This is a genomic window from Paenibacillus thermotolerans, from assembly GCF_028745515.1.
Taxonomy (GTDB): Bacteria; Bacillota; Bacilli; order Paenibacillales; family YIM-B00363; genus Paenibacillus_AE; species Paenibacillus_AE thermotolerans.
Window position 1 is genome coordinate 44,362 of the sequence record NZ_JAQZSG010000004.1, and the last position, 20,021, is coordinate 64,382.

Here is a 20,021-nt window from a genome sequence, read left to right on the forward strand (position 1 = left end):
CGGGATGGCCGGCAATGAGAAGGGCTCTGTCGTCCTTGAAGCGGCGATTGCGCTTCCGCTGTTCGTCTCCTTTGTTCTTGTTTTTCTGTTTTTCCTATCCGTCGCCCAAACGAAGACCGCTTTGAGGGATGCGGTCGATGAGGCGGTCAAATCGTCCGCGGCACACGCCTATCCGATCGATTTGATAGTACATACCTATCGCGATCGTTCCAGGACGAGCGAGGTCGAGGCGGCGATCGAACGGTTTCTTCCTTATGAAATCAAGATGCTGCTTGGGTGGAATAAAGAACGGAAGGAGGACGAAGGACAAGAGAAAACCGTTTATTCCGGCGAGAAGGCGCGAATGTTTGAAGCTTGGCTTAAACCGATCATTTTATCGTACGCGGATGAATCACCATCGGGAAGAAAACGGCTTTCGGGGGACAAGCTTATAATCCGCAGCGTGACGATTCCGAATTTCTCGAAGGAGGAAAGCTCTTATTTCGGAATTACGGCGGAGTACGACATACCGCTTCCGATTCCGTTCATCAATAAGAAGATTACATTGATTGAGTCGGCTTACGAACGATGCTGGGTCGGAGACAAATAGAGAGGGTGATTCCAACGAACATAACGGATGCAAGTGTAATACTGTTCGCTCTCGCGGGAGCGATTACGGACGTATCCCGCTTGCGAATTCCTAATGCGCTTTGTGCGGCGGGGGCGGCTTACGGCTGTGCTCTTCAACTGCTGACAAGCGGATGGATCGGAGTCGCGGCGTCCGTCGGCGGCATGGCGGCCGGCTTTCTGCTATCTTTAACGCTACACATGCTGGGAGCGGTCGGAGCGGGAGATGTCAAATGGTTTGCAGCCGCCGGGGCGATTGCCGGATCGTATCCGATTTCCATTCTTCTAGTAACGTCCGTATTCGTCAGCGGAATCGCGGGATGCTTTGCATACGTATGCTCGGAACAGTTCCGCCGCAGCGTCCGCTTTTTATCCATAGAGCTGTTTATTGCAGCTGCTGTGCCGACCCTCTCCACTTTCTGTACGCTTAAGAAAGTACCGGGCTTTCGGTTCCCGTTTATGCTTTGCGTGCTGGCGGCACTGACGATGCTTCATTTGGATGTTGCTCGGTGGATTCCCATATAGGAGCGTTATTATGAAACTACCCTTTGAAGAGCTTTATCAAATCACCTATGTACAGGAAAACGGACCGAAGCTGTTGATGGGATTAAAGGAAGGGTTTTCGCCGCAGCGGGTCATCCCGTCGCAGCTCGGAATGCTTCAGGCGAACTCGATTCGGGGATTGATTCCTTTTCAAGCGGAGAAGGTCGACGGGAAGTACCGTTTTCGTTACGACCTGTCGGGTTTACGGAAATTTGAGCCTGTTTTGCGGAACTCAACAATGCGCGACGAGGCGATCAGAGGCTGGCTGCTGCAGCTGTTTCTGCTAATCGAGAGCCACAAACAGTACTTGCTTGATGAGGAAGGCTTCCTCATTCATCCCGATTATATATGGATTGCCAAAGGTTCGGATTTGCATGAAGTATACCTCCTCTACGTACCATTGCGTCCGGAACGCAAGGAATCCGTGCAGTGGCGGAATTGGAACGATCTGTACGCAGCCTTGATCCGATGCGGCGTATCCAAAGCGGCACTGTGCGACCTGGAGCCCGGCATCTGGGAACCGGAGAGCTTTTCGTTTCAACAGCTGGTCGAAGTGCTGGATGCTCCGGCCGCTTCTACGATTTCCGAGGAACGGGACCCGAAGCTTGATATTGTTGAAGGGAAACTAGACGTTGAAAGAGAGGCGCCGCTAACGGACGACGGGGAAACGATGCGATTTCAAAAGCCGCAGCTGCTTGACATCCGAAAGCTTTGGATCGTGTTCGGAACCGTTTGTTTATTAGCCTTCTTGGCAACCTGGGAATGGATTTGGCTCATCGGCTCGTTATTTTCGTCTGTACCGATATTCATCAAGGGAAAGCGTCTGACCATATTGACATCAAGGAAGAGGACCGGCAAGGAAACGAGCGGCGAAATGACCGACTTTGTTTCGAGCGGCATGCCGGAGCATGGCAGCGATGTTGAAGCGAAGCATGCTCTGGAAACGGAACCCAAGTTTCTGGAACCGCCTCTGGTGGAGCGAACGACATGGTTAGCTCCCAAAACCGATGAAACGATGCTGTTGTCATCCGGCGGGAACGGATCCGATCGAAAGGAGGCATGGCTTGAGGTCCGGTCGGACGGCAAATCGGATGTGAAAATGATTTCGCTGGCGGACGAGCCGCTGCTGGTCGGAAGAGGCCCTCAAGGCGTACATTTGCTGGTGGAACAGCCCGGCGTATCGCGCGTGCATCTGGAAATTCGCAAGCTCGACGAAGGGTATGGCGCTCTGGATGTCGGCTCGATGAACGGTACGTACTATAACGAAGAGCCGATGATTGCCTTCCGTCCGTATCCGCTAAAACCGGGAGATACGCTTCGATTGCCCGGAGCTCAACTGCTGTTTCGCGATATGTGAAGGTACAAAGCCGCAATCGCATGCGGCTTTTGTGCTTTTACCTTTAATGCGCCGGTCCTTTTTCGATAAAAAAAGGAAATATCATCTAAAAAAGAGAACATATTATTCGAATAACTATATTTTTCGTAGACATCCCCTTCATTTACAATAGTTACCATGACGATAACACCGTTTGGGGGCGATGTCAGATGATTCATTACGATGGTTTTGCCGAACAGTACGATGCTATGGTGAAGCAAGGCGGCCCGCGAAAAGTATACGGTTATATTATTCATGAGCTTAGCCTTGAAACGGAACTGAAAGACAAAACAATTTGCGATCTCGGCTGCGGGCAAGGGGAGCTCGCACATGCTTTAAGCCAACGGGGGGCGTATCTTACAGGCGTCGATTACAGCAAAGCATTATTATCGCTGGCTAAATCGCTTACCGGCGAAGTGAACTGGATTCATGACGACGCTATGACACTTCAATCGATCCCGGACGAATCCTTTGATATCGTGACTTCAAGCGTCATGCTAATGGACGTTCCCGATCATCATGCGGTATTTAATCAAAGCTACCGCATCCTGAAAAGCGGAGGGATCATGATCTGGATCGTTATGCATCCGTGCTTCCAATCTCCCTTCAGTCATCCGCTTGAAGATGGGGCTAGGAAAGTGTACCAATATGCCCCTCAGTTTTGGAAATCGCACGGCAGCGGAACCCTTCGCTCTACATTAGGGGCGTATCACCGGTCCGTTGCGCAATATTTGAATGATTTTATGAAAACCGGGTTTGAATTAAAACGCGTCCTCGAGCCCGGCTATGAAACAGCTTATCACTCGGTAATCAGTCATTTCGGTGCACTAGGTTATAAAAAATAAATAAATTATTGAATAAATGATAGATATCTACCGCTTGCGGCATCCAGTAGATAGAGGGTCAGGAGGAGGTTATGCGGATTTATGGTTTTGGAGCTAATGCCGGATGTTGCTCACTCACACCCGGAAACCGATAACGAGCTAGTCGAACGTGCCCGCAAAGGGGACCAAGACGCCTTCAGCGAGCTCGTTCGCAGGCATCGGGCGCAGGCGTTCGGCTGGGCCAACTCGATCGCGCGGGATGCTTATCTTGCCGAGGACATCGTACAGGAAGCGTTGATCCGCGCATTTTTGCATCTCGGCAATTTAATCGATACCGGCAGATTTTTACCGTGGCTGAACCGAATCATTCGCAATCAAGCGTATATGAAGCTTCGCCGCGGCGGACCGTACGGGAAAGAACGCCCTTTCACGGCTCTCGGAATTGCGAGCGGCGGGACGGAGAATGAAAGCGGCAGGACTGCCGACGCGGGCGCGGACGACTGGAGCAATGTCGACCGTATTTTGTTCCGGTTATCCCGTTCCGCCGCCGAAGAGGCCAAGCAAAGCGCCGACCCTGTCAAAGGCTTGCTCCGGTATGAGCTGCTCGAAAATCTTCGTGAACTGCTTCAATGCCTAAGCAAACGGGAGAGAGCTATATTTGAAGCCCACTTTTTCGGTGAGCTGTCGCCCGCGGAAATTGCGGAAATGTTCGGCACCTCTACCGCGAACGTCTACAATCTTTTATCCCGTTCCAGAGGCAAAGTGCAGAAGGAGAGAATACGAGTTTCCATCAGCGTCTATGTGAAGCGCCGGGCGGAGCTTGGCCATAAACGAGTCCATATTTTACCCCCTCCGCAGTTGTAAGACCTTAACTTTTATCTTGATAGGAGGAGAAGGATGAGCGGGTTGCGAACCAAGGATTGGACCAAAACAAATACGTCTGCCGCCGCCTCAATCCACGCTGCGGTCGCCTATACGGACAAGCGACACTACTCGCTGGTCGACGTGATGGGCATTTCCGGGCATGCGTTTCGGATCAACATCGACCCCGATCATATCGATGTCGCCGGTCCTACGATGTTTCCCGGCGGTTACTTGATTCGCAGAAATTTGTGCAATCTCGGCTTTATCAGCAATTTGTCCGATACGGAGAAGCCGTTCACGCCGGAAAAAGTGGAAAAGGTGCTCGCATTAATTCATGACTCGGTAGACCGAGGCATTCCCGCGATCAGCTTTGACTTGTTTATCCCGGAATTCGGCTTAATCTACGGGTACGACGACGACAACAAGGTTTTTCATGCGAAGGATGTCTCGAAGGAAGGCACGATTTCCTACACCGATTTCGTCGAAAGCAGAAATATGCTGTGGGTCACGACGATTAACGAGAGCCTGCCCCACTCAAAATACGAAACGCTGCGGATGGCGCTGGACATGATCGTCGACCACGCGCGTGGGAGAGAATGGCAGCATGTTTTCCAAGGCAAGTACTTTATCGGCTTAGCCGGATACGATGCTTGGATTGCCTGCATGGAGGAAAGGAAGGCGGACCCGTTTGGAAACGCATACAACACGGCGGTCATAAGCGATGCCCGCGAGTTTGCCGTTCAGTTTCTGTGCGAGCTCGCAATTCGTTGGAACGGCTCGAACATTGTGGAGCGAACGGTGCGAGCACACGCTTCGGAGGCGGCGCCGCATTATGAGAAGGCAGCCGCCGCTCTCGTCGAGCTGCGGGAGATGTTCCCGTTTCCGGAGGGCGGCCGGCCGAATGACCCGGCTGTCGCCGATCGGGCGGTTACGCTGCTGAGGATGGCTAAAGCGGAAGAAGAAATGGGCGTTCAGGTATTGGAGAAGCTGCTGGATTTTATGAAAGCGTATTGGTCGGAGCAGTGGATTCATTAAATCAAAAAGTTGATGAAGGAGAGGCAATAAACCATGAGCGAAAATGAAGCTGTGATCGAGATAACGGATAAAAGAGAACCTAGACAGAAGCTGGTTGTGAAAAACTCGGATATTTCCCATTCGGAGTTTAACGATTGCCGCGCGGCAAACGTTACGTTTCACGATATTTCGTTGCCGCATGTTTCGGTTACGTATGCGGATTTGAGCAACTGCCGCTTTAACGACATGAACATGAGAGACGGCTCGATCAGCGACGCCAATTTAAGCCGGCTGACGATCGACGGGGCCAATATAAGCGGTCTTACGATCCGCAACGCAGGGGCGGAACAGCCTGTTGCGTTTGAAAATTTGCAAATTCCGAACAGCTCGTTTACCGGTTGCAATTTAAGCAATGTGAACTTGAACGATTGCAATATCGAAGGGTTGCGAATCAACGGCGTATTGATCGAAGATTTGCTGAAACAGAAAGCAGAGTAATGAATGCGGGCTCGGAGGGAAGCTGCCGAGCCTATTTTCGTTCCGAGGAGGATGGGAAATTGATCGTATCGATTGTAACAAGACCTGCAGTGAAAGCCGTCGTTTTGAAAAGCGCGCAAAACGGCCGAGATGTTCGGACCGCCTGGAAAGAAGTCCAAAGGATCATTCAAGAAAATAGCGTGGAACGGGTAAACCGCGAAGTCGGTATTGTATTCGTGCCGGAATGGCAATGGGAAACGGGCGTGAAGGAGCTTTGGGTGGGCGTCGAGGTAGCTTCCGATGTTCAGGTGCCGGACGCATTGGAGCTTTTAACTTTGCCGGCACGCACGTATGCAACCATTCGCGTATACGGCGACCGGGAACAAATGGATAAAACGTATTCCGATCTGAACGACTGGTTTAAGGAAAGCTCCTACCAAAGAGATTATCGTTTGGGTTCCTATAGCTTTGAGGCGAACCGACTGAACCCTACGAATCCTTTTGACATTCCGGCCGACGAAATCAATCATTTTGACTTTGAAATTTACGCGCCGATCGTCACTATAAAAGAATAGGAGGCCGCTTATGCGCCTGAACAATGCTTCGCAATGCTTGCTCGTACTTGACGTGGAAAAATCCCAACAATATTATCGGGATCGGCTCGGCTTTACGATTGACGGACAATTTGCCGAAAGAGACGGAATCAGCTTCCTGCTGAAACAAGCTGAAAATAAATCGATCATTCGCCCCAACCATACCGTAAACGGATATATGGATGCCTATATTTGGGTCGATGACGCGGACGCAGTCTATGAAGATTTCAAGGCACGAGGGGCTACGGTCGATGCGGAGCCCGTCAACCAACCATACGGGATGAGGGAATTTCTTGTCTACGATCTTGACGGCTATCGATTTTGTATCGGCGGTCCGTTAAAACCGTAACCGGTTCAAGAAGGCAAACCTGATAAAAAAGTGCACTTGCTGCGACAACGCTTTTGTTACAATGGGGCAAATGGATGATCCAGAACTTTTCGGGGGAACGGATATGAACCAATTTCCTAAACGCAAGAAGCCTGAGGAAGGCTATCGGCCTAATGCATTGCCTCAATCGTTAAAGATGATATTAGGGGGGAGAACCGTGGAACAACTTCATCGAACACCGGGAGATTCAAAAATGATTGAGCCCGAACAGGGCACGACGATTCAAAACGGAATCCACTTTGTTTTTATCCCGGTAAGCGACATGGAGAGAGCCGTGCGGTTTTATAGCGATATTTTCGGACTTCCCGCAAAACCGGGACCCTATGGATCCCTTTATAATGTGGATATTCAATCTCCGAACATCGTATTGGACAGTAACCCGGAGGAAGGCTGGGAGCCGCTCAAACACCCGTTATTTGCATTGAAGGCAAGCGACCTGGAAAAAGCGAAGGCTGCGGTTGCTGAAGCGGGAGGAAAGGCGAGGGACATTGTACATTTCAGCGACGTGTCATTTTTCGTGTTCGAAGATTTGGACGGGAATCGGATCATGATCGTTGACAATTAGCATGAATAGGAGCGATACGTTTGATAAAGACGGAATTGAAGGTGCTGATCGACGAATCGTGGCAGCGTGAAGCTGTAGAGGCGATCGCCCGCCGCTTCGAGTCTTCCCATCCGGAAGCTCAGGTCATTGTAGAAGTCTTGGAAAACGGGGAAATCCGCGATTGTTTGTATTCCAATAACCGACCGGCCGACATAGTGCAACTGTTTAACGGTGATCTGGCAGACTGCCATAGCGATGGGTTGTTGCTTGATTTGAATCGTTGGCTGGGTGCCGAGAGCGAATTATTTCACCCGTCGATTGTTCGGTTTGTAGAATTTGGAGGAAAGTACGGTGCAGTACCTCTGAATGCGACCATGAAGGGGATATTTTATAACAAGCTTTGGTTTGATAAGGCCGGAGTCCCGTATCCTGAGGAAGGTTGGAATTGGGAGTGCTTGCAGGACGCCGCCGTACGATTGCAATCGGCGAATGTGAGTGCCGGTGAGGATCGGTACGCAGTCCGCATATCGTTCCACCACGAATATATCGGCCTTCTACTGCTCACTTCAGGTACGGATTGGACGAATCCGAACCGAACAAAGTCTTCGGGTTATGCGAACGGCCCGGAAGCCGTAAAAGCCGTTACCTGGGCGGCGGATCTCGTTCATAAGCACCGGGTGGCGCAGGCAACGCAGGATTATTTCAAAAACAGCGACTTGCTCAATAATGAATGCGGTATCATTTTGGATTATTATATTATGCTGCATGAGCTTGAGCCGAAATTGAACGACAACCTTGGCATCGCCGGATTGCCGTCGTTCCGCGAAGGGAAGCGAATCAACGAACCTTGGGTTAGCGGGTTCGGCATTCCCGCACGTTCGGAGCACCCGGAGCTTGCTTGGCAGCTGCTAAAGGAATTGGCTTGTACGAACAATGAGCTTACCCGACTGGTGACGGAAGGGTTTATAGCCCCGCTTCGCTCCGTATTCGCGGATGTCGGGCATGATCGGAATCCGTTCCGACAACTGATTTTGAAAGAGTTGGACTACGGCGGACCGCTTCCGCCGGCGGCTACTGCTGCTTACTGCCAGCTATTGAATCAGCATGTGAATCCGGCTTTGGCCCAAATCGCATTCCATGGCGCAGACGTGCAAGAAACATTGGATTTGCTTGCAGCGAAGTTGGACAAAGCGTTGGAGCTTATGCTTAAAAAGGAAGTGGATGTATGATCGATAGAATTCTTTATAATGAAATACCGGTGAAAAACATCCCTACATCGGCTGCATGGTTTAAAACGGACGACGATACTCAAGCGAATTTTACCGTCAACGGGAAAAAGCACAATGTAATTGGATTTCAGACTGCCGATATTGAAAAGCTTTATAGCCATTTGAAGCTTCATGCTGTAGTAACGGAGCCGATCGTTGACGATGGGGAAGGGAATGCATTTTTGAATTTTTTTGATTTGGACGGGAATATGTTTAACGTTCAATGCGATCGTTCGAAGTAATAACTGCAATTATATAAGGAGAGACCTATGTGCAATCACTCATTAATAAGGTGCATTATTTCAAAATCCCGGTTTCCGATGTGAAACAAGCTGCGGATTGGTATTCTACGGTTCTGGGTTTCCGGCAGCAGTTTGTCGACGAGGAAGAAGGCGTTGCCAGATTGGAGATCGAAGAGGGGCCGTTTATTATCCTCGTTAAGGCGGATAGCGGCAGCCGATGCAACATCATCGTAAACAACGAACCGCAGCAAATCGTCACTTTCACAAGCCAAAGGATCGACGATTTATACGCCGTGATGGTATCGCATCAGGTGAAGGTCACCGATAAGGAAAGCGACGAGTGGTCGCGGTTTTTTAAGTTTTACGATGCAGACGGCAATATGTTCCTTGTTCATAGTTAATAGTTAATAGATTGTTCCAAGTATGCGATGAAAGCCGGAGGAATGGTGTAAAATGGAAAGAACGACGAAAACGATGATCGACCGAAAATCCGGATTTGAGCTGGAGGATCATCGGAATGAAAAGTTCGGAATGATAACGTTTCAAGGCGCGGAGTTCGGCGGAGTCGATATGAGAAACACTACGTTCGGTCACGTGAACTTTGTAGAATCGAAGTGGGAGCACATTTATTTCTCAAACGTACATATCAACATGATTCAAATGGGCGGGACCGTAATTGAAAATATTATTAGACCGGATGCGGAATCGAGCCGGTTGGACGAAGAACCCGGTACGGACGGATGGGTGAACGTTGAGCCGGTTGTATTCAAAACTAGCGATTTGAGCACGGCCGTCTTCGATTCGTGCAATTTGTCGGGAGTCGAGATCAACAATTGCAATATAGAAGGTTTGAAAATTGACGGAGTCGATATTAAACTGTTGTTGGAGTCAGTAAAGAAGTAAAGTGAAAATCAATAGCGAGGTCAGACCGTCTTAATATATTGCCAACTGCCGCCCTCCTGTAGAGGGCGGTTTAATTATGCATTAAACGAGCAAGCGGCGGTCGCGTTGCGGGGACGGCTTTCCGTTTGGTATGCTATTAGTTACACCTTTTACCTTTTTTTTCGGGAGTTGTGCCAGTGCCAACGGCTAGCCGAAATACACATACAGTTGAATATTTGGCCGAACAAATTGTGAAATTAGGCTTGTTTGTTCCGTCGGTCGACGATTCGGGCGATTCGGCCTCCGGTTCGCTGCGCGGGATGTGGAAGCCGCTGTGGGGCGACCCGGAAGTTGCGGAGCTGTGGGCGACTTGGAACGGATCCGATTCCTTGCCGGCGGAAGCGGTAAAGCGGCGGATCGAAGACGCCGTGGACCGGGCCGTTCGCGAGCGTCTCGGCGAGCGGGCGAGGAAAGAAGCGTATGAGGCGCTTCGTCCGAGATACGGCGTGCCGCATACGCCGCTGGAGGTGTGGGTCGCCGGCTTGCTCGGCGACGAGCGGGCCGACGCATCCGGTCTCGAGTGGATCGCGGAGGATATGGAGGCGTGGAACGACGCCGTCGTAGAATCCAGGCGGACGGCCGAGTACCGGATCGCCTTCGTGCTGCGGGAACCGGCCGATCCGGAGGTTCCCGGTGCGGCATGGCTGCTCGAGCCCGGCTTGCAGCCGGAGGACGCGCCGGGATCGTTCATCCCGGCGGAGGCGGTTTGGTCGGCCCCGGCGGCCGACCCGGTGTTTCGCCGCCGGACGTACCCGGCGGCAAGCGCCCGGCTCGCGGCCGGGCTCGCGAGCGCGGCGGCGGTGTACCCGCCGCTCCTTCGCGCAGCCCCGGCTTACGCGCCGAAGCATTGCCGCCTCGCCCCGGAGGAGGCGGCGGAGCTGCTCGAGCACGGTGCGCATGAGCTCGAGCTGAAAGGCTTCACCGTCTTCCTGCCCGACTGGTGGAAGCAGCCTGCGCCGATCGGCGTGGCGCTCCGCGTGACGGAGCCGCCGGCCAACGCAGGCGGCGCATTTCCCGCAGCCGGCGATACCGCCGAGCCGTCCCCGGCCGCACGCGCGCATCTGGGGCTGTCCACCCTGCTGTCGTACCGGAGCGAGCTGACGATCGGCGGCGAAGCGGCGGATGAGCGGCAGCTCGAAGCGATTGTAAACGCATCGCTGCCGATGCAGCAGCATAACGGAAAGTGGTTTCGCCTTACGTCCAAGGTAAAGGATGCCGTTCGTCGGTTTGCCGCAGGCAACGATCGTGCCGGCGAGCTTTCATGGGCGGAAATGATCCACTTGGCGCTGTCCCAAGACATGGGAGAAGCAAGGACATCGAACCAAACGCGCGGACGAAGCGCGACCAGTGGCGATATGCCGATCACCGGCATTTTTGCAAACGAAAGGCTGGAATCGTATATTCGGTCGCTGCAATCGCTTCGGACGCCGGACGCTGGGACGGAAACGGCTCGCGACCCCGTTCTGCCCCAGCCGCCGGAGCTCAAAGGCTCGCTTCGCGAATATCAGCGGAGAGGCTTTACGTGGCTGATTCGGCTGAGAGAGCTCGGCTTCGGAGCGTGCCTCGCCGACGATATGGGCTTGGGGAAAACGGTGCAATGGATCGCCTATGCGCTTTACAGCCGCCGCACGTCGCCGACGACGCCAGCAACGTCGGCAACACCGTCGCCCTTGCTGCTGATTTGCCCGACATCGGTGCTTGGCAACTGGGAACGGGAGCTGGAAAGGTTTGCGCCTTCGCTGTCGGTACACCTGCATTACGGCCCGCAGCGGGCGAAAGGTGCGTCCTTCCAAGCGAAAGCGGAAGCGCATGACGTCGTGCTGACGTCCTATTCCACCGCGCTGAGGGACCGGAAATCGTTTGCAGCCGTCCAATGGGACGCAGTGACGCTCGATGAGGCGCAATATATTAAGAATGCGGGCACCCAGCTTGCCCGCTTCGTCCGAACGCTAGCGAGCGCTCACCGGATTGCCATGACCGGAACGCCGATCGAGAACCGGCTGTCCGATCTGTGGTCCATCTTCGAATGGATCAACCCCGGTTACTTGGGCTCGGAGCGCTCGTTCAAGTCGAAATACGCGGTGCCGATCGAACGCCACCGGAACGAAGCAACGGCGGAAAAGCTGCACAAGCTCATTCAGCCGTTCGTCCTTCGCCGGGTAAAAACCGATCCTGCCGTCATCAACGATCTTCCGGAGAAGCTTGAGCTTACGAGCCTGTGCGCTTTAACGAAAACCCAAGCGGAGCTGTACCGCAGCGAAGTGGACCGATTGGCGCGCACGCTGGAAACCGCGTCGGGCATGGCGCGAAGAGGAGCCATTCTTTCGGCGATTACGCGGCTGAAGCAAATTTGCAACGAACCGGCGCACGCGTTGAAGCGGCCGACGATCGGAAAGCCGGATTCCGGGAAACTGCTGCGTCTTACGGAGCTGCTCGCCGAATCGAGAGAGAGCGGGGAACGGTGCGTCATCTTCACCCAATACGCCGCAATGGCTAATTTGCTCAAGCAATATTTGGAGCGCACGCGTCCCGAACGCATTGAAGTTATTACCGGACGGACGCCTGCCAAGGAACGGGAACGCATCGTCCGATCGTTCCAGGAAGAGGAAGACGGCCCGGCCGTCCTCGTTCTGTCGCTGAAAACCGGCGGCTTCGGACTAAACCTGACGAGAGCGACCCGGCTCATTCATTATGACCGCTGGTGGAACCCGGCGGCGGAGCGGCAGGCGACGGACCGCATTTACCGGATCGGCCAAAAGTCCGACGTTGAAATATGGAAGCTGATTACGAAAGGCACGCTGGAGGAGTCGATCGACAGGCTGCTCCAGGAGAAGGAGCGGCTTTCCGAAGGCGTTGTCGGCTCCGGCGAGCGTTGGCTGACGGAGTGGAACGACGACGAATTGAAACAGCTGCTCACGCTTCGGCAAGAAATCGTGTTCGAGGACGAAACGGAGCTTGGAGGCACGTATGCGAGATAACATCGTCAAACCGGAACTGCTGATCGCTCCCGGGATCGTCGAAGGCGAAATCGAAGACGCACCGTCAAGAAAATATACGGCGAAGTGGACGATTCCGCAGTACACCGCAGAAGAGAAGGAACGCATCGTTGACTCGCTGTCCTCCGACGCGTTTCTCTACGGGCGATGGTTGACAGGCGCGATGACGGAGCAAGACCGGAAAGCTGCCGGAGCGGCGGAGGACGGCTGGCAGTCCAGCTGCAATTGCGGGAGGAACCAGCCTTGCAGACATGCCGTTTCGATTCTATTCCGCTTGCGCGAGCAAGCTAAGATCAAGCCTTGGACTTGGCTCGACGTACGCGGCTTTAGCTTAGAGGATGCTTCGCAAGCCGTACATCAGCGAAGACGCACAATGATTCGAACGCACTCGGAGCCGCCGGAATACGAGAGCGAGCTCCCGCTTCGCATCGGGCAGGAAACGCCTGCAGCGTCCCCGATCGCGCCGCATGCCGAGGACCCGCCGTTCTGGAACCGGGACGTCGCGTTCGCGGAGTGGCTTGAAACGATATACACGCGCAGCAGGAAAGGGGAGTCTCCCAGTTGAACCGTGTCACGGAAGGCTGGCTTCGACGGTTTATCCATGCCTACAAAAACGCATCCTTCATGGACAAAATGACCGCGGTGCGCCAAGAGACGAATCCGTATTACTTGCTTGAGTGGCTGATCATGTCCGAAGAAGAGTCAAGCGAGTTTTGGCTCGGCTGGGAAGGCGAGCGGACCGCGGGAGTCGAGAAGGGAAGCTTGACGGGAATCGCCGACTTTGTTCAGTATGACCTCGGGTATGAGCTCATCTTCGGCGTTCCGCTCGACCATGCCCGTCTTACTTTGCTTCGGACCGCGTCTAACGATCTCGCGCAATTTTACGGCAAAGAGCGTTGGGAAGCAGGGGTAGAGAGGCTTCAAAGCGAAATAAAATATAATCTCGAGCGTCATGGGGCATACAAGAAGGCGTTACAAGCGGAGCTCGCGAAGCTCGATAAGGAATGCAAGGAAGAGAAACGCGGGATTGAAGAACAATGGGGCGAAGAAAGCTTCGAAGAAGATTTGAAGGCGGAGCTCAAATCGGTGGAACTGCGGTACGAACGGCGGAAGAAGGAAGCGCCGTCCAAGCTGCTTCGCGGCGCATTCCTAAAGGACCGCATGCTCCAATATATCGTTCACCGCGGTATCCCGCGCCCGTATGAACGAACTGCGGCAATTTGCGACAGCTTGCTGCTCCCGCCCGGCGCTGTCGCCGCCGATCAATGGATGGCTTGGGCGGAAAGCGGGGATGTGTCCGGCATAGGGGGATGGCTGTCGGCTAACCGCGGAGAGGCGCAGCTGTTCTCCGGCTGGCTGGCTTCGTTCATCAGCAAAAGCGAAATGACCCGAAGCGCAATCGATCCGGCTGGCCGTCAGCGCTTTGCGCTGAAATTGGCCGCGGATGTGCACGATCGGGAACCGGAGCTGGCTCAATCGGTCATCTCCGCCGTCTTTCAGGCGTCCGGAATGGAAGAGGCGTTGTTTGAGCAAGCAAAAGATAGCCATTCCGGGCTGTTTTCGCTGCTCATCCGGTCGGCATTGCCCGCCCCCGAACGAAGGAAGCTGCTTCGGGAGGGCGTGCTGCTAACCCATTGGGACACCTTCGCCGCCCTTTTTGCGCAGGCGGCGCCGGAGACCGAATTCGACCGTTTGGCGTGGGTGTTTTGCCTCGATCCGGAAAGCTTGCAGCAGCGGCTGCTGCGCAGCCAAACCGGGGAAGCGGCGGTCACGCCGGAAGACATTATCCGCAAGCTTTGCCGGCTGTTCGCCGAAGGCATCCGCCGAGGCGTCGACCAAGAGCTGATCGTTTCGTTTTACGCTTATTTGGCTAAACATGATAAAGAAGCGTTCTACTCCTTCGTTCATGGAACGAAGGCGCTGCCCGAGGCGCTGCCGATGTTCGAGGTTCCGCCGCAAACGCTGTCGCCGCTGTTTCGCGGAGACGGCATCCGGCAAGCGTCCGCGAGAAAGCATCTGCTCCAGCTGTTCTACGAATGGCTTGAGCAGGGCAGCTTCAAGCTTACGGAGCAAAGCGAGCGTCAGCTTACGCAGCTGGCGGGCGTTCTTGCAAGCGATAAGCGCGCGGCCGTGAACGGCTGGCTGCAGCGGCACGAGAACGACTGGCGGAAATTTCGCGGCGGCGAAGGCGATTTTCCGTTTACGCGGCTGTTGAAATTTCGCTGGCTCGGCACGAAAGAGGACCCGAAGGAGCAGCATGCGGCCGTGGAGGAATGGCTGAAGCGCAGCGGCGATTGGGTTCAGTTTGAAACGGATACGCCGCTGTCGGACAAGGGAATGCAGTATCGAATCGTTCGTCCGGGCGCCGTGGATGCGGAAAGCGGCGATCTGCTCGCCCGGGTGCTTGTAAGAGCGGAGTGGGCGGACCAAAAGCAGGTGCGCAGTCTTTTAGACGATCTTAAAAATTTATAGCGAGGGGGATGCGCTTTGTCGGATATGCTGTATGTGGGCATTGATTTCGGTACGACCAACAGCTCTGTGGCGGTGCTCGATCCGATGACCGGACGCGTGGAGATGAAGCGGCTGGACGAAGGGGAGGAGCCGTATCTCATTCGCACGATTTTGTCCATGGGGACGGAGGGCGAATGGCTGATCGGCCACCAATCGGCGGCGCTCGGCAAGCTGCGCGAGCGGTCGGTCCTGTCGCTGAAGACCGAGCTCCGAAGGTCGCCGGATTTCGCAATGACGATTGACGGAGAGCGTTACGGCATCGTGGAGCTGATTGCGATATTTTTAAGGGAGCTGCTGCGGCGGGCGGGCATCGAGCACCCGGAGCGGATCGAAAGACTTGCGTTATCGCTTCCGGTCAACTACGACGAACGCCGGAAATCGATGATGGAAGCGGCCGCCGAACGGCTCGGCTTGGAGCCGTCCCAAATATGGTTTCTGGACGAACCGGTGTCGGTGCTGTGGGATTGCCGGCTCATTCCGGCGAAGTATGCGCTCGTATTCGATTTCGGCGGCGGCACGCTCGATATGGCCGTTATGGATAAGGAAGAAACGCAGGACCACAGGCCGGCCGTCGTGTATCATCCGTATTTGGACCCTGAAGAAGACGACAGCAACCGCTATCACGGGAAGGTGATCGCCAAGCTGGGTCTTGACCTCGGCGGGGACGATCTCGACGATTGCTTGGTGAAGCGGTTCGTCGAAATCGGCAAGTCGCAAGGCAATCCGGTGTGCGAATCGATTGCGCTGGAGCTGTTCGAGGATCCGGAACGGCTGCACAAGCTGAAGACGCATCCGAAGTATACGTTCTACCATCATCTCAAGTCGACGGCGGAAGCCGTCAAGCGCAAGCTTTCCCGCGAGTCCGAAGTCACTCTGGACATCCCTCCGCTGATGCCGGGCGTTGATGAAGGGATTGCCGGCGTCACCGTTACGGCGGAAGACTTTTTCCGGATTACGGAGAAGCCGCGTCAGATCATGATGGACGGCATCAAGCGGCTGAACGATCAATTCGCGGCGTTAACCCGGCTAGGGCGCAAAGATATCGGCGCCGTGCTGCTGTCTGGCGGCAGCAGTCTCGTTCCGTTCGTTCCCGATGTGCTGGAGGAGCTGTATCCGAACGCAAGAATCGTGTGGGACGAGGAGCATCTGCAGACGCGCATCGCCCGGGGAAACGCAAGATATACCCGCAGCGAAGCGGAATGGCTGGTGGGCGACGTCGTCAATACGTCGATCGGTATTTACAACCATGCCGGGAGGGAAACGATCGAGGTCATCGCGGCGACGGACATTTATCCGATTCGAAAGACGAAGCGGATCGCCACGATGAAGCCGAACCAAACCAAAATCGAGATCGCTCCGATGGTGAAGCGGCAAGGCGCCGACAAATACGAGCCGCTGCAAAAATGGGGAAGGCCGATCGTATGGCGCATGAACATTCGGCCGCATCCGGGGACGCATGACGTCAGCCGGATTACGATCACCTACGCGATCGATAAATCCCAAAGGCTCAAAGTAACCGCATATGACAATTTGTTCAAAAGCGAAATCGGCGTCGAGGAAATCGAGCTGGCGGACTCGGGCTGGAACGTGTCCGTCAAATCGAACGAATGATATTACGGATTCATGAGGAGAGCGGTCCTATGAACGAACCATTACGAATGAACGAAGCATATGCCTTGGACGTGCTCGAACGTCTGCTGCGCTGTCCGAGCCCGACCGGCTATACGCATCTTGCGATGCGGCTTGTGGAGCAGGAATCGGCGAAGTTCGGCTTTACGGTACAAAATACAGCCAAGGGCGGCGGCGTCATTACGGTGCAGGGAGCGGAAGAGGGATCCGCAACGCTGCTTTCCGCGCATATCGATACGCTCGGCGCGATGGTGCGCTCGATTAAGAGCGCGGGTACGCTGCGGTTTACGCGCGTCGGCGGATTTATGATGCAGTCGATCGAGAACGAGTACTGCCTCATTCATACGCGCGGCGGACAAACGTATTCCGGCACGATTCTGACGACGAAGCCTTCGGTTCATGTGTACGAGGATGCGCGCGAGTTCAAGAGAGACGAAGGAAACTACGAGATTCGCCTTGACGAGCCCGTGCGTTCCAAGGAGGATGTGGAGGCGCTCGGCATTTCCGCGGGAGACGCGATCTCGTTCGATGCGCGGCCCGTGCTGCTTCCGAACGGCTTTATTAAATCGCGCCACTTGGACGATAAAGCGTCCGTGGCCGTGCTGCTGTCGCTGCTGGAGCATTATGCGCGGACGAAAAGCAAGCCGCGGCGGACCGTAAAGCTGCTCGTTTCCAACTACGAAGAGATCGGACACGGCTCCTCCTATATTCCGGACGGAGTCGAGGAGATGATCGCCGTCGATATGGGCGCCATGGGGGACGACTTGAATTGCACGGAACGGGACGTATCGATCTGCGCGAAGGACTCCACCGGCCCTTACGACTGGCACATGACGACAAGACTGATCGAGCTTGCCAAGGAGCACGGTTTGTCTTACGCGGTCGACATATATCCGAGCTACGGCTCCGACGCGTCGGCGGCGCTGCGCGGCGGACACAATATCCGTGCGGCGCTGGTCGGCCCGGGCGTACACGCCTCGCACGGCATGGAGCGGACGCACGTCGACGCGCTGCATCATACGTTTACGCTGCTTCTCGCTTACTTATCGTAGAGGCTTCCGCAATGCCGATCCCGTCCATACAGGAGCGAACCGAGCGGGAGCTGCTCGAGATGCTTTGGAGAGACGCCGCGCCGTTTGCCGTATACATTTATACCCCTTGGTGCGGTACGTGCAAGGTGGGAGAGAAGATGCTGTCGGTCGCATTAGCGATCGAACCCGGCGCAGCCGTCTATAAAAGCGATATTAATTATTTGCCCGCCCTCACGAAGGAGTGGAGGATCGAGAGCGTCCCTTGCCTTGCTTTCGCGGAAGGAAAAAGAGTGAAGGAAAAGCTGTACCGCATGACTTCTGCCGATTTTTTGCTGGCTAAAATACGCGAACGATTGCTATAATTGGCGGCAACCATCATATATCGAAAGTAAGTGAGCTTTTATGGCCATCCATATCATTTCGGACGGCGGCGCCGACCTTCCGGAGCAGCTGCGCGCCGATTGGAACATCAAGATTGTGCCGTTAGGCGTTCAAATCGGGAACGACACCTTTACATCGGAGATGGAGAAGCGCGATTTTTATAAGAAGATGAAGGAGTCGGCGGAATTGCCGAAAACATCCTCCCCGTCTCCGCACGCTTTTATGGAGGCGTACCGAAGCGTGCCTCCCGGCGAATCGATGATCGTCCTCAGCTTGTCCTCGGGTTTAAGCAGCACGTTCGATCATGCGGTGCTGGCCCGCGAGCTGTTTCTCGCCGAAAATCCGAATGCGGGACCGATTGAAGTGCTGGATTCCAGAACCGCCTCGTCGGGGCTCGGCATGCTTGCATATCGGGCCGCCAAGCTGGTGAAGGAAGGACTTCCGCATTCGGATATCGTTCAATTCCTGAAGCACACCATCGAGGAAACAAAGACGTATTTCACGCTCGATACGCTGGAGAATGTTATCAAAGGCGGGCGGCTCGACCGGGTTCGCGGCGCCGTTGCTTCGATCCTGAACATCAAGCTCGTGATGAGGGCCAGCCCGGAAGGGACGATCCAAGTGTTTGAAAAGGTTCGCGGCACCCAAAATGCGGTGAAACGGATCGTCGACATGATCGACGAGGTGAAGGACAGCGTAGAAAAGCGGGTTTTGGCGATTGCCCACAGCAATTGCGAAGACCGCGCGAAGGAATTGCTGCAAACGATCTTGGGCAAATATGCGTTTCAAGAAGCCGTCATTTCCGAAATGGGTCCGGTGATCGGAACGTATGCGGGAGAAGGCGGACTTGTCATATCTTATTAGGAGGCGAACCAAATGTCGAACGGTTTTTATGATTTGCAAGCGAAGGACGCGAAAGGGAATGAACGGGGCTTAAGCGAGTACAAGGGCAACGTGCTGCTTGTCGTGAACGTGGCTTCTCAGTGCGGGTTTACGCCCCAATATGCGGGACTGGAGCAACTGTACCGCGAGTATAAGGATCGCGGGTTTCGGATCGCCGCCTTCCCGTCGAACGATTTCGGCGCGCAGGAGCCGGGAACGATCAAAGAAATTGAGCGGTTTTGTTCCGTCAATTACGGCGTGACGTTCGACTTGTTCGACAAGGTGAAGGTGCTCGGCGAAGACAACCACGAGGTATACCGGTTTTTAACGGCGAACGCCCCGGAAACCGGCGATGTGAAATGGAACTTCGAGAAGTTTCTCATCGGCAAGGACGGGCAAGTGAAGGGACGTTATTCCAGCCAAATCGCGCCGGAGGACAGGGTGCTCCGCGAAGCGATCGAGCGGGAGCTTAACGCGTAAGGCGTAGGGCGTAAGGAGGAAGCCATGGACAACACGTTATGGGAAGCGGGACAGCTGGTCGTTGCGCCGTATAAAAGCGGAATGTATGTCGGCGAGCTTGTAAGCGTCGACGGCCATCGGGCGAAGGTGCGGACGCTTGCCGTTCTGAAGCATCCGACGCAGGGCGATCTTCACCATCCGATGCAGGCGGACGTGCCTTTCTTTCATCAGCGAAGGGCGCTCGCTTACCGCGAGGTGGCGAATGTTCCTGTCGGGCTGCTGAAGCCATGGGACGGGGAAACGGCTCCGGACTATACTTCGTCGCTTCGCGAAGCGCTCGCTAAGGAAACGGAAGCCTGCGAAGCGATGAACACGCCGTTCGGGCAGCGGTGCGCGGCCGAGCTGCGCGAGCTTGCGAAAGATTATTTTACATAAGCCGGTTTATTTACTTT

The 20,021-nt window shown here is 54.6% G+C and carries 23 protein-coding genes; all 23 read left to right on the forward strand.

Features of this window, described 5'->3' with window-relative positions:
* The first annotated feature begins 4 nt into the window (after positions 1 to 4).
* The 23 genes from PT964_RS05025 (at position 5) to kapB (ending at position 20,004) form a co-directional block, all read left to right on the forward strand.
* Positions 5 to 589, forward strand: coding sequence for a TadE family protein (locus tag PT964_RS05025; protein ID WP_274362240.1), 585 nt, complete (start codon positions 5 to 7; stop codon positions 587 to 589).
* A 5-nt stretch (positions 590 to 594) separates the two neighbouring features.
* The gene (locus PT964_RS05030) at positions 595 to 1,131 is read left to right on the forward strand and encodes a prepilin peptidase (protein ID WP_274362241.1); all 537 of its coding nucleotides are present in this window, start codon (positions 595 to 597) and stop codon (positions 1,129 to 1,131) included.
* A gap of 10 nt (positions 1,132 to 1,141) precedes the next feature.
* Positions 1,142 to 2,506 (forward strand): DUF6382 domain-containing protein, encoded by a 1,365-nt coding sequence (locus tag PT964_RS05035; RefSeq protein WP_274362242.1) that lies wholly within the window; start codon positions 1,142 to 1,144, stop codon positions 2,504 to 2,506.
* Positions 2,507 to 2,694: 188 nt separating this feature from the next.
* Positions 2,695 to 3,369, forward strand: a complete 675-nt coding sequence (locus tag PT964_RS05040; protein ID WP_274362243.1) for a class I SAM-dependent methyltransferase — start codon at positions 2,695 to 2,697, stop codon at positions 3,367 to 3,369.
* A gap of 81 nt (positions 3,370 to 3,450) precedes the next feature.
* Entirely contained in the window at positions 3,451 to 4,212 is a 762-nt protein-coding gene (locus PT964_RS05045) for an RNA polymerase sigma factor (protein WP_274362244.1), read from the forward strand.
* Positions 4,213 to 4,245: 33 nt separating this feature from the next.
* Positions 4,246 to 5,247: a hypothetical protein gene (locus tag PT964_RS05050; RefSeq protein WP_274362245.1), complete on the forward strand. Its 1,002-nt coding sequence runs from the start codon at positions 4,246 to 4,248 to the stop codon at positions 5,245 to 5,247.
* A 33-nt stretch (positions 5,248 to 5,280) separates the two neighbouring features.
* Positions 5,281 to 5,724 carry a pentapeptide repeat-containing protein gene (locus PT964_RS05055; RefSeq protein ID WP_274362246.1) on the forward strand — a complete coding sequence of 148 codons (444 nt, stop codon included), beginning with the start codon at positions 5,281 to 5,283 and terminating at the stop codon, positions 5,722 to 5,724.
* A 59-nt stretch (positions 5,725 to 5,783) separates the two neighbouring features.
* A complete protein-coding gene (locus PT964_RS05060; protein ID WP_274362247.1) occupies positions 5,784 to 6,278 on the forward strand; it encodes a GyrI-like domain-containing protein in 495 nt (164 codons plus the stop codon).
* Positions 6,279 to 6,288: 10 nt separating this feature from the next.
* Positions 6,289 to 6,645, forward strand: coding sequence for a VOC family protein (locus PT964_RS05065; RefSeq protein ID WP_274362248.1), 357 nt, complete (start codon positions 6,289 to 6,291; stop codon positions 6,643 to 6,645).
* 232 nt (positions 6,646 to 6,877) lie between these two features.
* On the forward strand, positions 6,878 to 7,249 hold the full coding sequence (locus PT964_RS05070; protein WP_274362249.1) for a VOC family protein: 372 nt from the start codon (positions 6,878 to 6,880) through the stop codon (positions 7,247 to 7,249).
* A 20-nt stretch (positions 7,250 to 7,269) separates the two neighbouring features.
* Complete coding sequence (locus PT964_RS05075; RefSeq protein ID WP_274362250.1) at positions 7,270 to 8,457, forward strand: extracellular solute-binding protein; 1,188 nt, start codon at positions 7,270 to 7,272, stop codon at positions 8,455 to 8,457.
* On the forward strand, positions 8,454 to 8,738 hold the full coding sequence (locus tag PT964_RS05080) for a VOC family protein (RefSeq protein ID WP_274362251.1): 285 nt from the start codon (positions 8,454 to 8,456) through the stop codon (positions 8,736 to 8,738). The genes PT964_RS05075 and PT964_RS05080 overlap by 4 nt, the downstream gene beginning before the upstream one ends.
* Positions 8,739 to 8,767: 29 nt before the next feature.
* A complete protein-coding gene (locus PT964_RS05085; protein ID WP_274362252.1) occupies positions 8,768 to 9,139 on the forward strand; it encodes a VOC family protein in 372 nt (123 codons plus the stop codon).
* A gap of 52 nt (positions 9,140 to 9,191) precedes the next feature.
* The gene (locus PT964_RS05090; protein WP_274362253.1) at positions 9,192 to 9,641 is read left to right on the forward strand and encodes a pentapeptide repeat-containing protein; all 450 of its coding nucleotides are present in this window, start codon (positions 9,192 to 9,194) and stop codon (positions 9,639 to 9,641) included.
* A 176-nt stretch (positions 9,642 to 9,817) separates the two neighbouring features.
* Complete coding sequence (locus PT964_RS05095; RefSeq protein WP_274362254.1) at positions 9,818 to 12,658, forward strand: DEAD/DEAH box helicase; 2,841 nt, start codon at positions 9,818 to 9,820, stop codon at positions 12,656 to 12,658.
* Positions 12,648 to 13,241 carry a hypothetical protein gene (locus tag PT964_RS05100; protein ID WP_274362255.1) on the forward strand — a complete coding sequence of 198 codons (594 nt, stop codon included), beginning with the start codon at positions 12,648 to 12,650 and terminating at the stop codon, positions 13,239 to 13,241. The genes PT964_RS05095 and PT964_RS05100 overlap by 11 nt, the downstream gene beginning before the upstream one ends.
* A complete protein-coding gene (locus tag PT964_RS05105) occupies positions 13,238 to 15,148 on the forward strand; it encodes a hypothetical protein (RefSeq protein WP_274362256.1) in 1,911 nt (636 codons plus the stop codon). Before PT964_RS05100 ends, PT964_RS05105 begins: the two co-directional genes overlap by 4 nt.
* A gap of 24 nt (positions 15,149 to 15,172) precedes the next feature.
* The gene (locus tag PT964_RS05110; protein WP_274362400.1) at positions 15,173 to 16,798 is read left to right on the forward strand and encodes an Hsp70 family protein; all 1,626 of its coding nucleotides are present in this window, start codon (positions 15,173 to 15,175) and stop codon (positions 16,796 to 16,798) included.
* Between the two features lie 29 nt (positions 16,799 to 16,827).
* Positions 16,828 to 17,868: a M42 family metallopeptidase gene (locus PT964_RS05115; protein ID WP_274362257.1), complete on the forward strand. Its 1,041-nt coding sequence runs from the start codon at positions 16,828 to 16,830 to the stop codon at positions 17,866 to 17,868.
* Positions 17,869 to 17,879: 11 nt separating this feature from the next.
* Positions 17,880 to 18,209 carry a thioredoxin family protein gene (locus PT964_RS05120; RefSeq protein WP_274362258.1) on the forward strand — a complete coding sequence of 110 codons (330 nt, stop codon included), beginning with the start codon at positions 17,880 to 17,882 and terminating at the stop codon, positions 18,207 to 18,209.
* A 40-nt stretch (positions 18,210 to 18,249) separates the two neighbouring features.
* On the forward strand, positions 18,250 to 19,092 hold the full coding sequence (locus PT964_RS05125) for a DegV family protein (protein WP_274362259.1): 843 nt from the start codon (positions 18,250 to 18,252) through the stop codon (positions 19,090 to 19,092).
* Positions 19,093 to 19,104: 12 nt separating this feature from the next.
* Positions 19,105 to 19,590 (forward strand): glutathione peroxidase, encoded by a 486-nt coding sequence (locus PT964_RS05130; protein ID WP_274362260.1) that lies wholly within the window; start codon positions 19,105 to 19,107, stop codon positions 19,588 to 19,590.
* A gap of 24 nt (positions 19,591 to 19,614) precedes the next feature.
* On the forward strand, positions 19,615 to 20,004 hold the full coding sequence (gene kapB, locus PT964_RS05135) for a kinase-associated lipoprotein KapB (RefSeq protein WP_274362261.1): 390 nt from the start codon (positions 19,615 to 19,617) through the stop codon (positions 20,002 to 20,004).
* Positions 20,005 to 20,021: the final 17 nt, after the last annotated feature.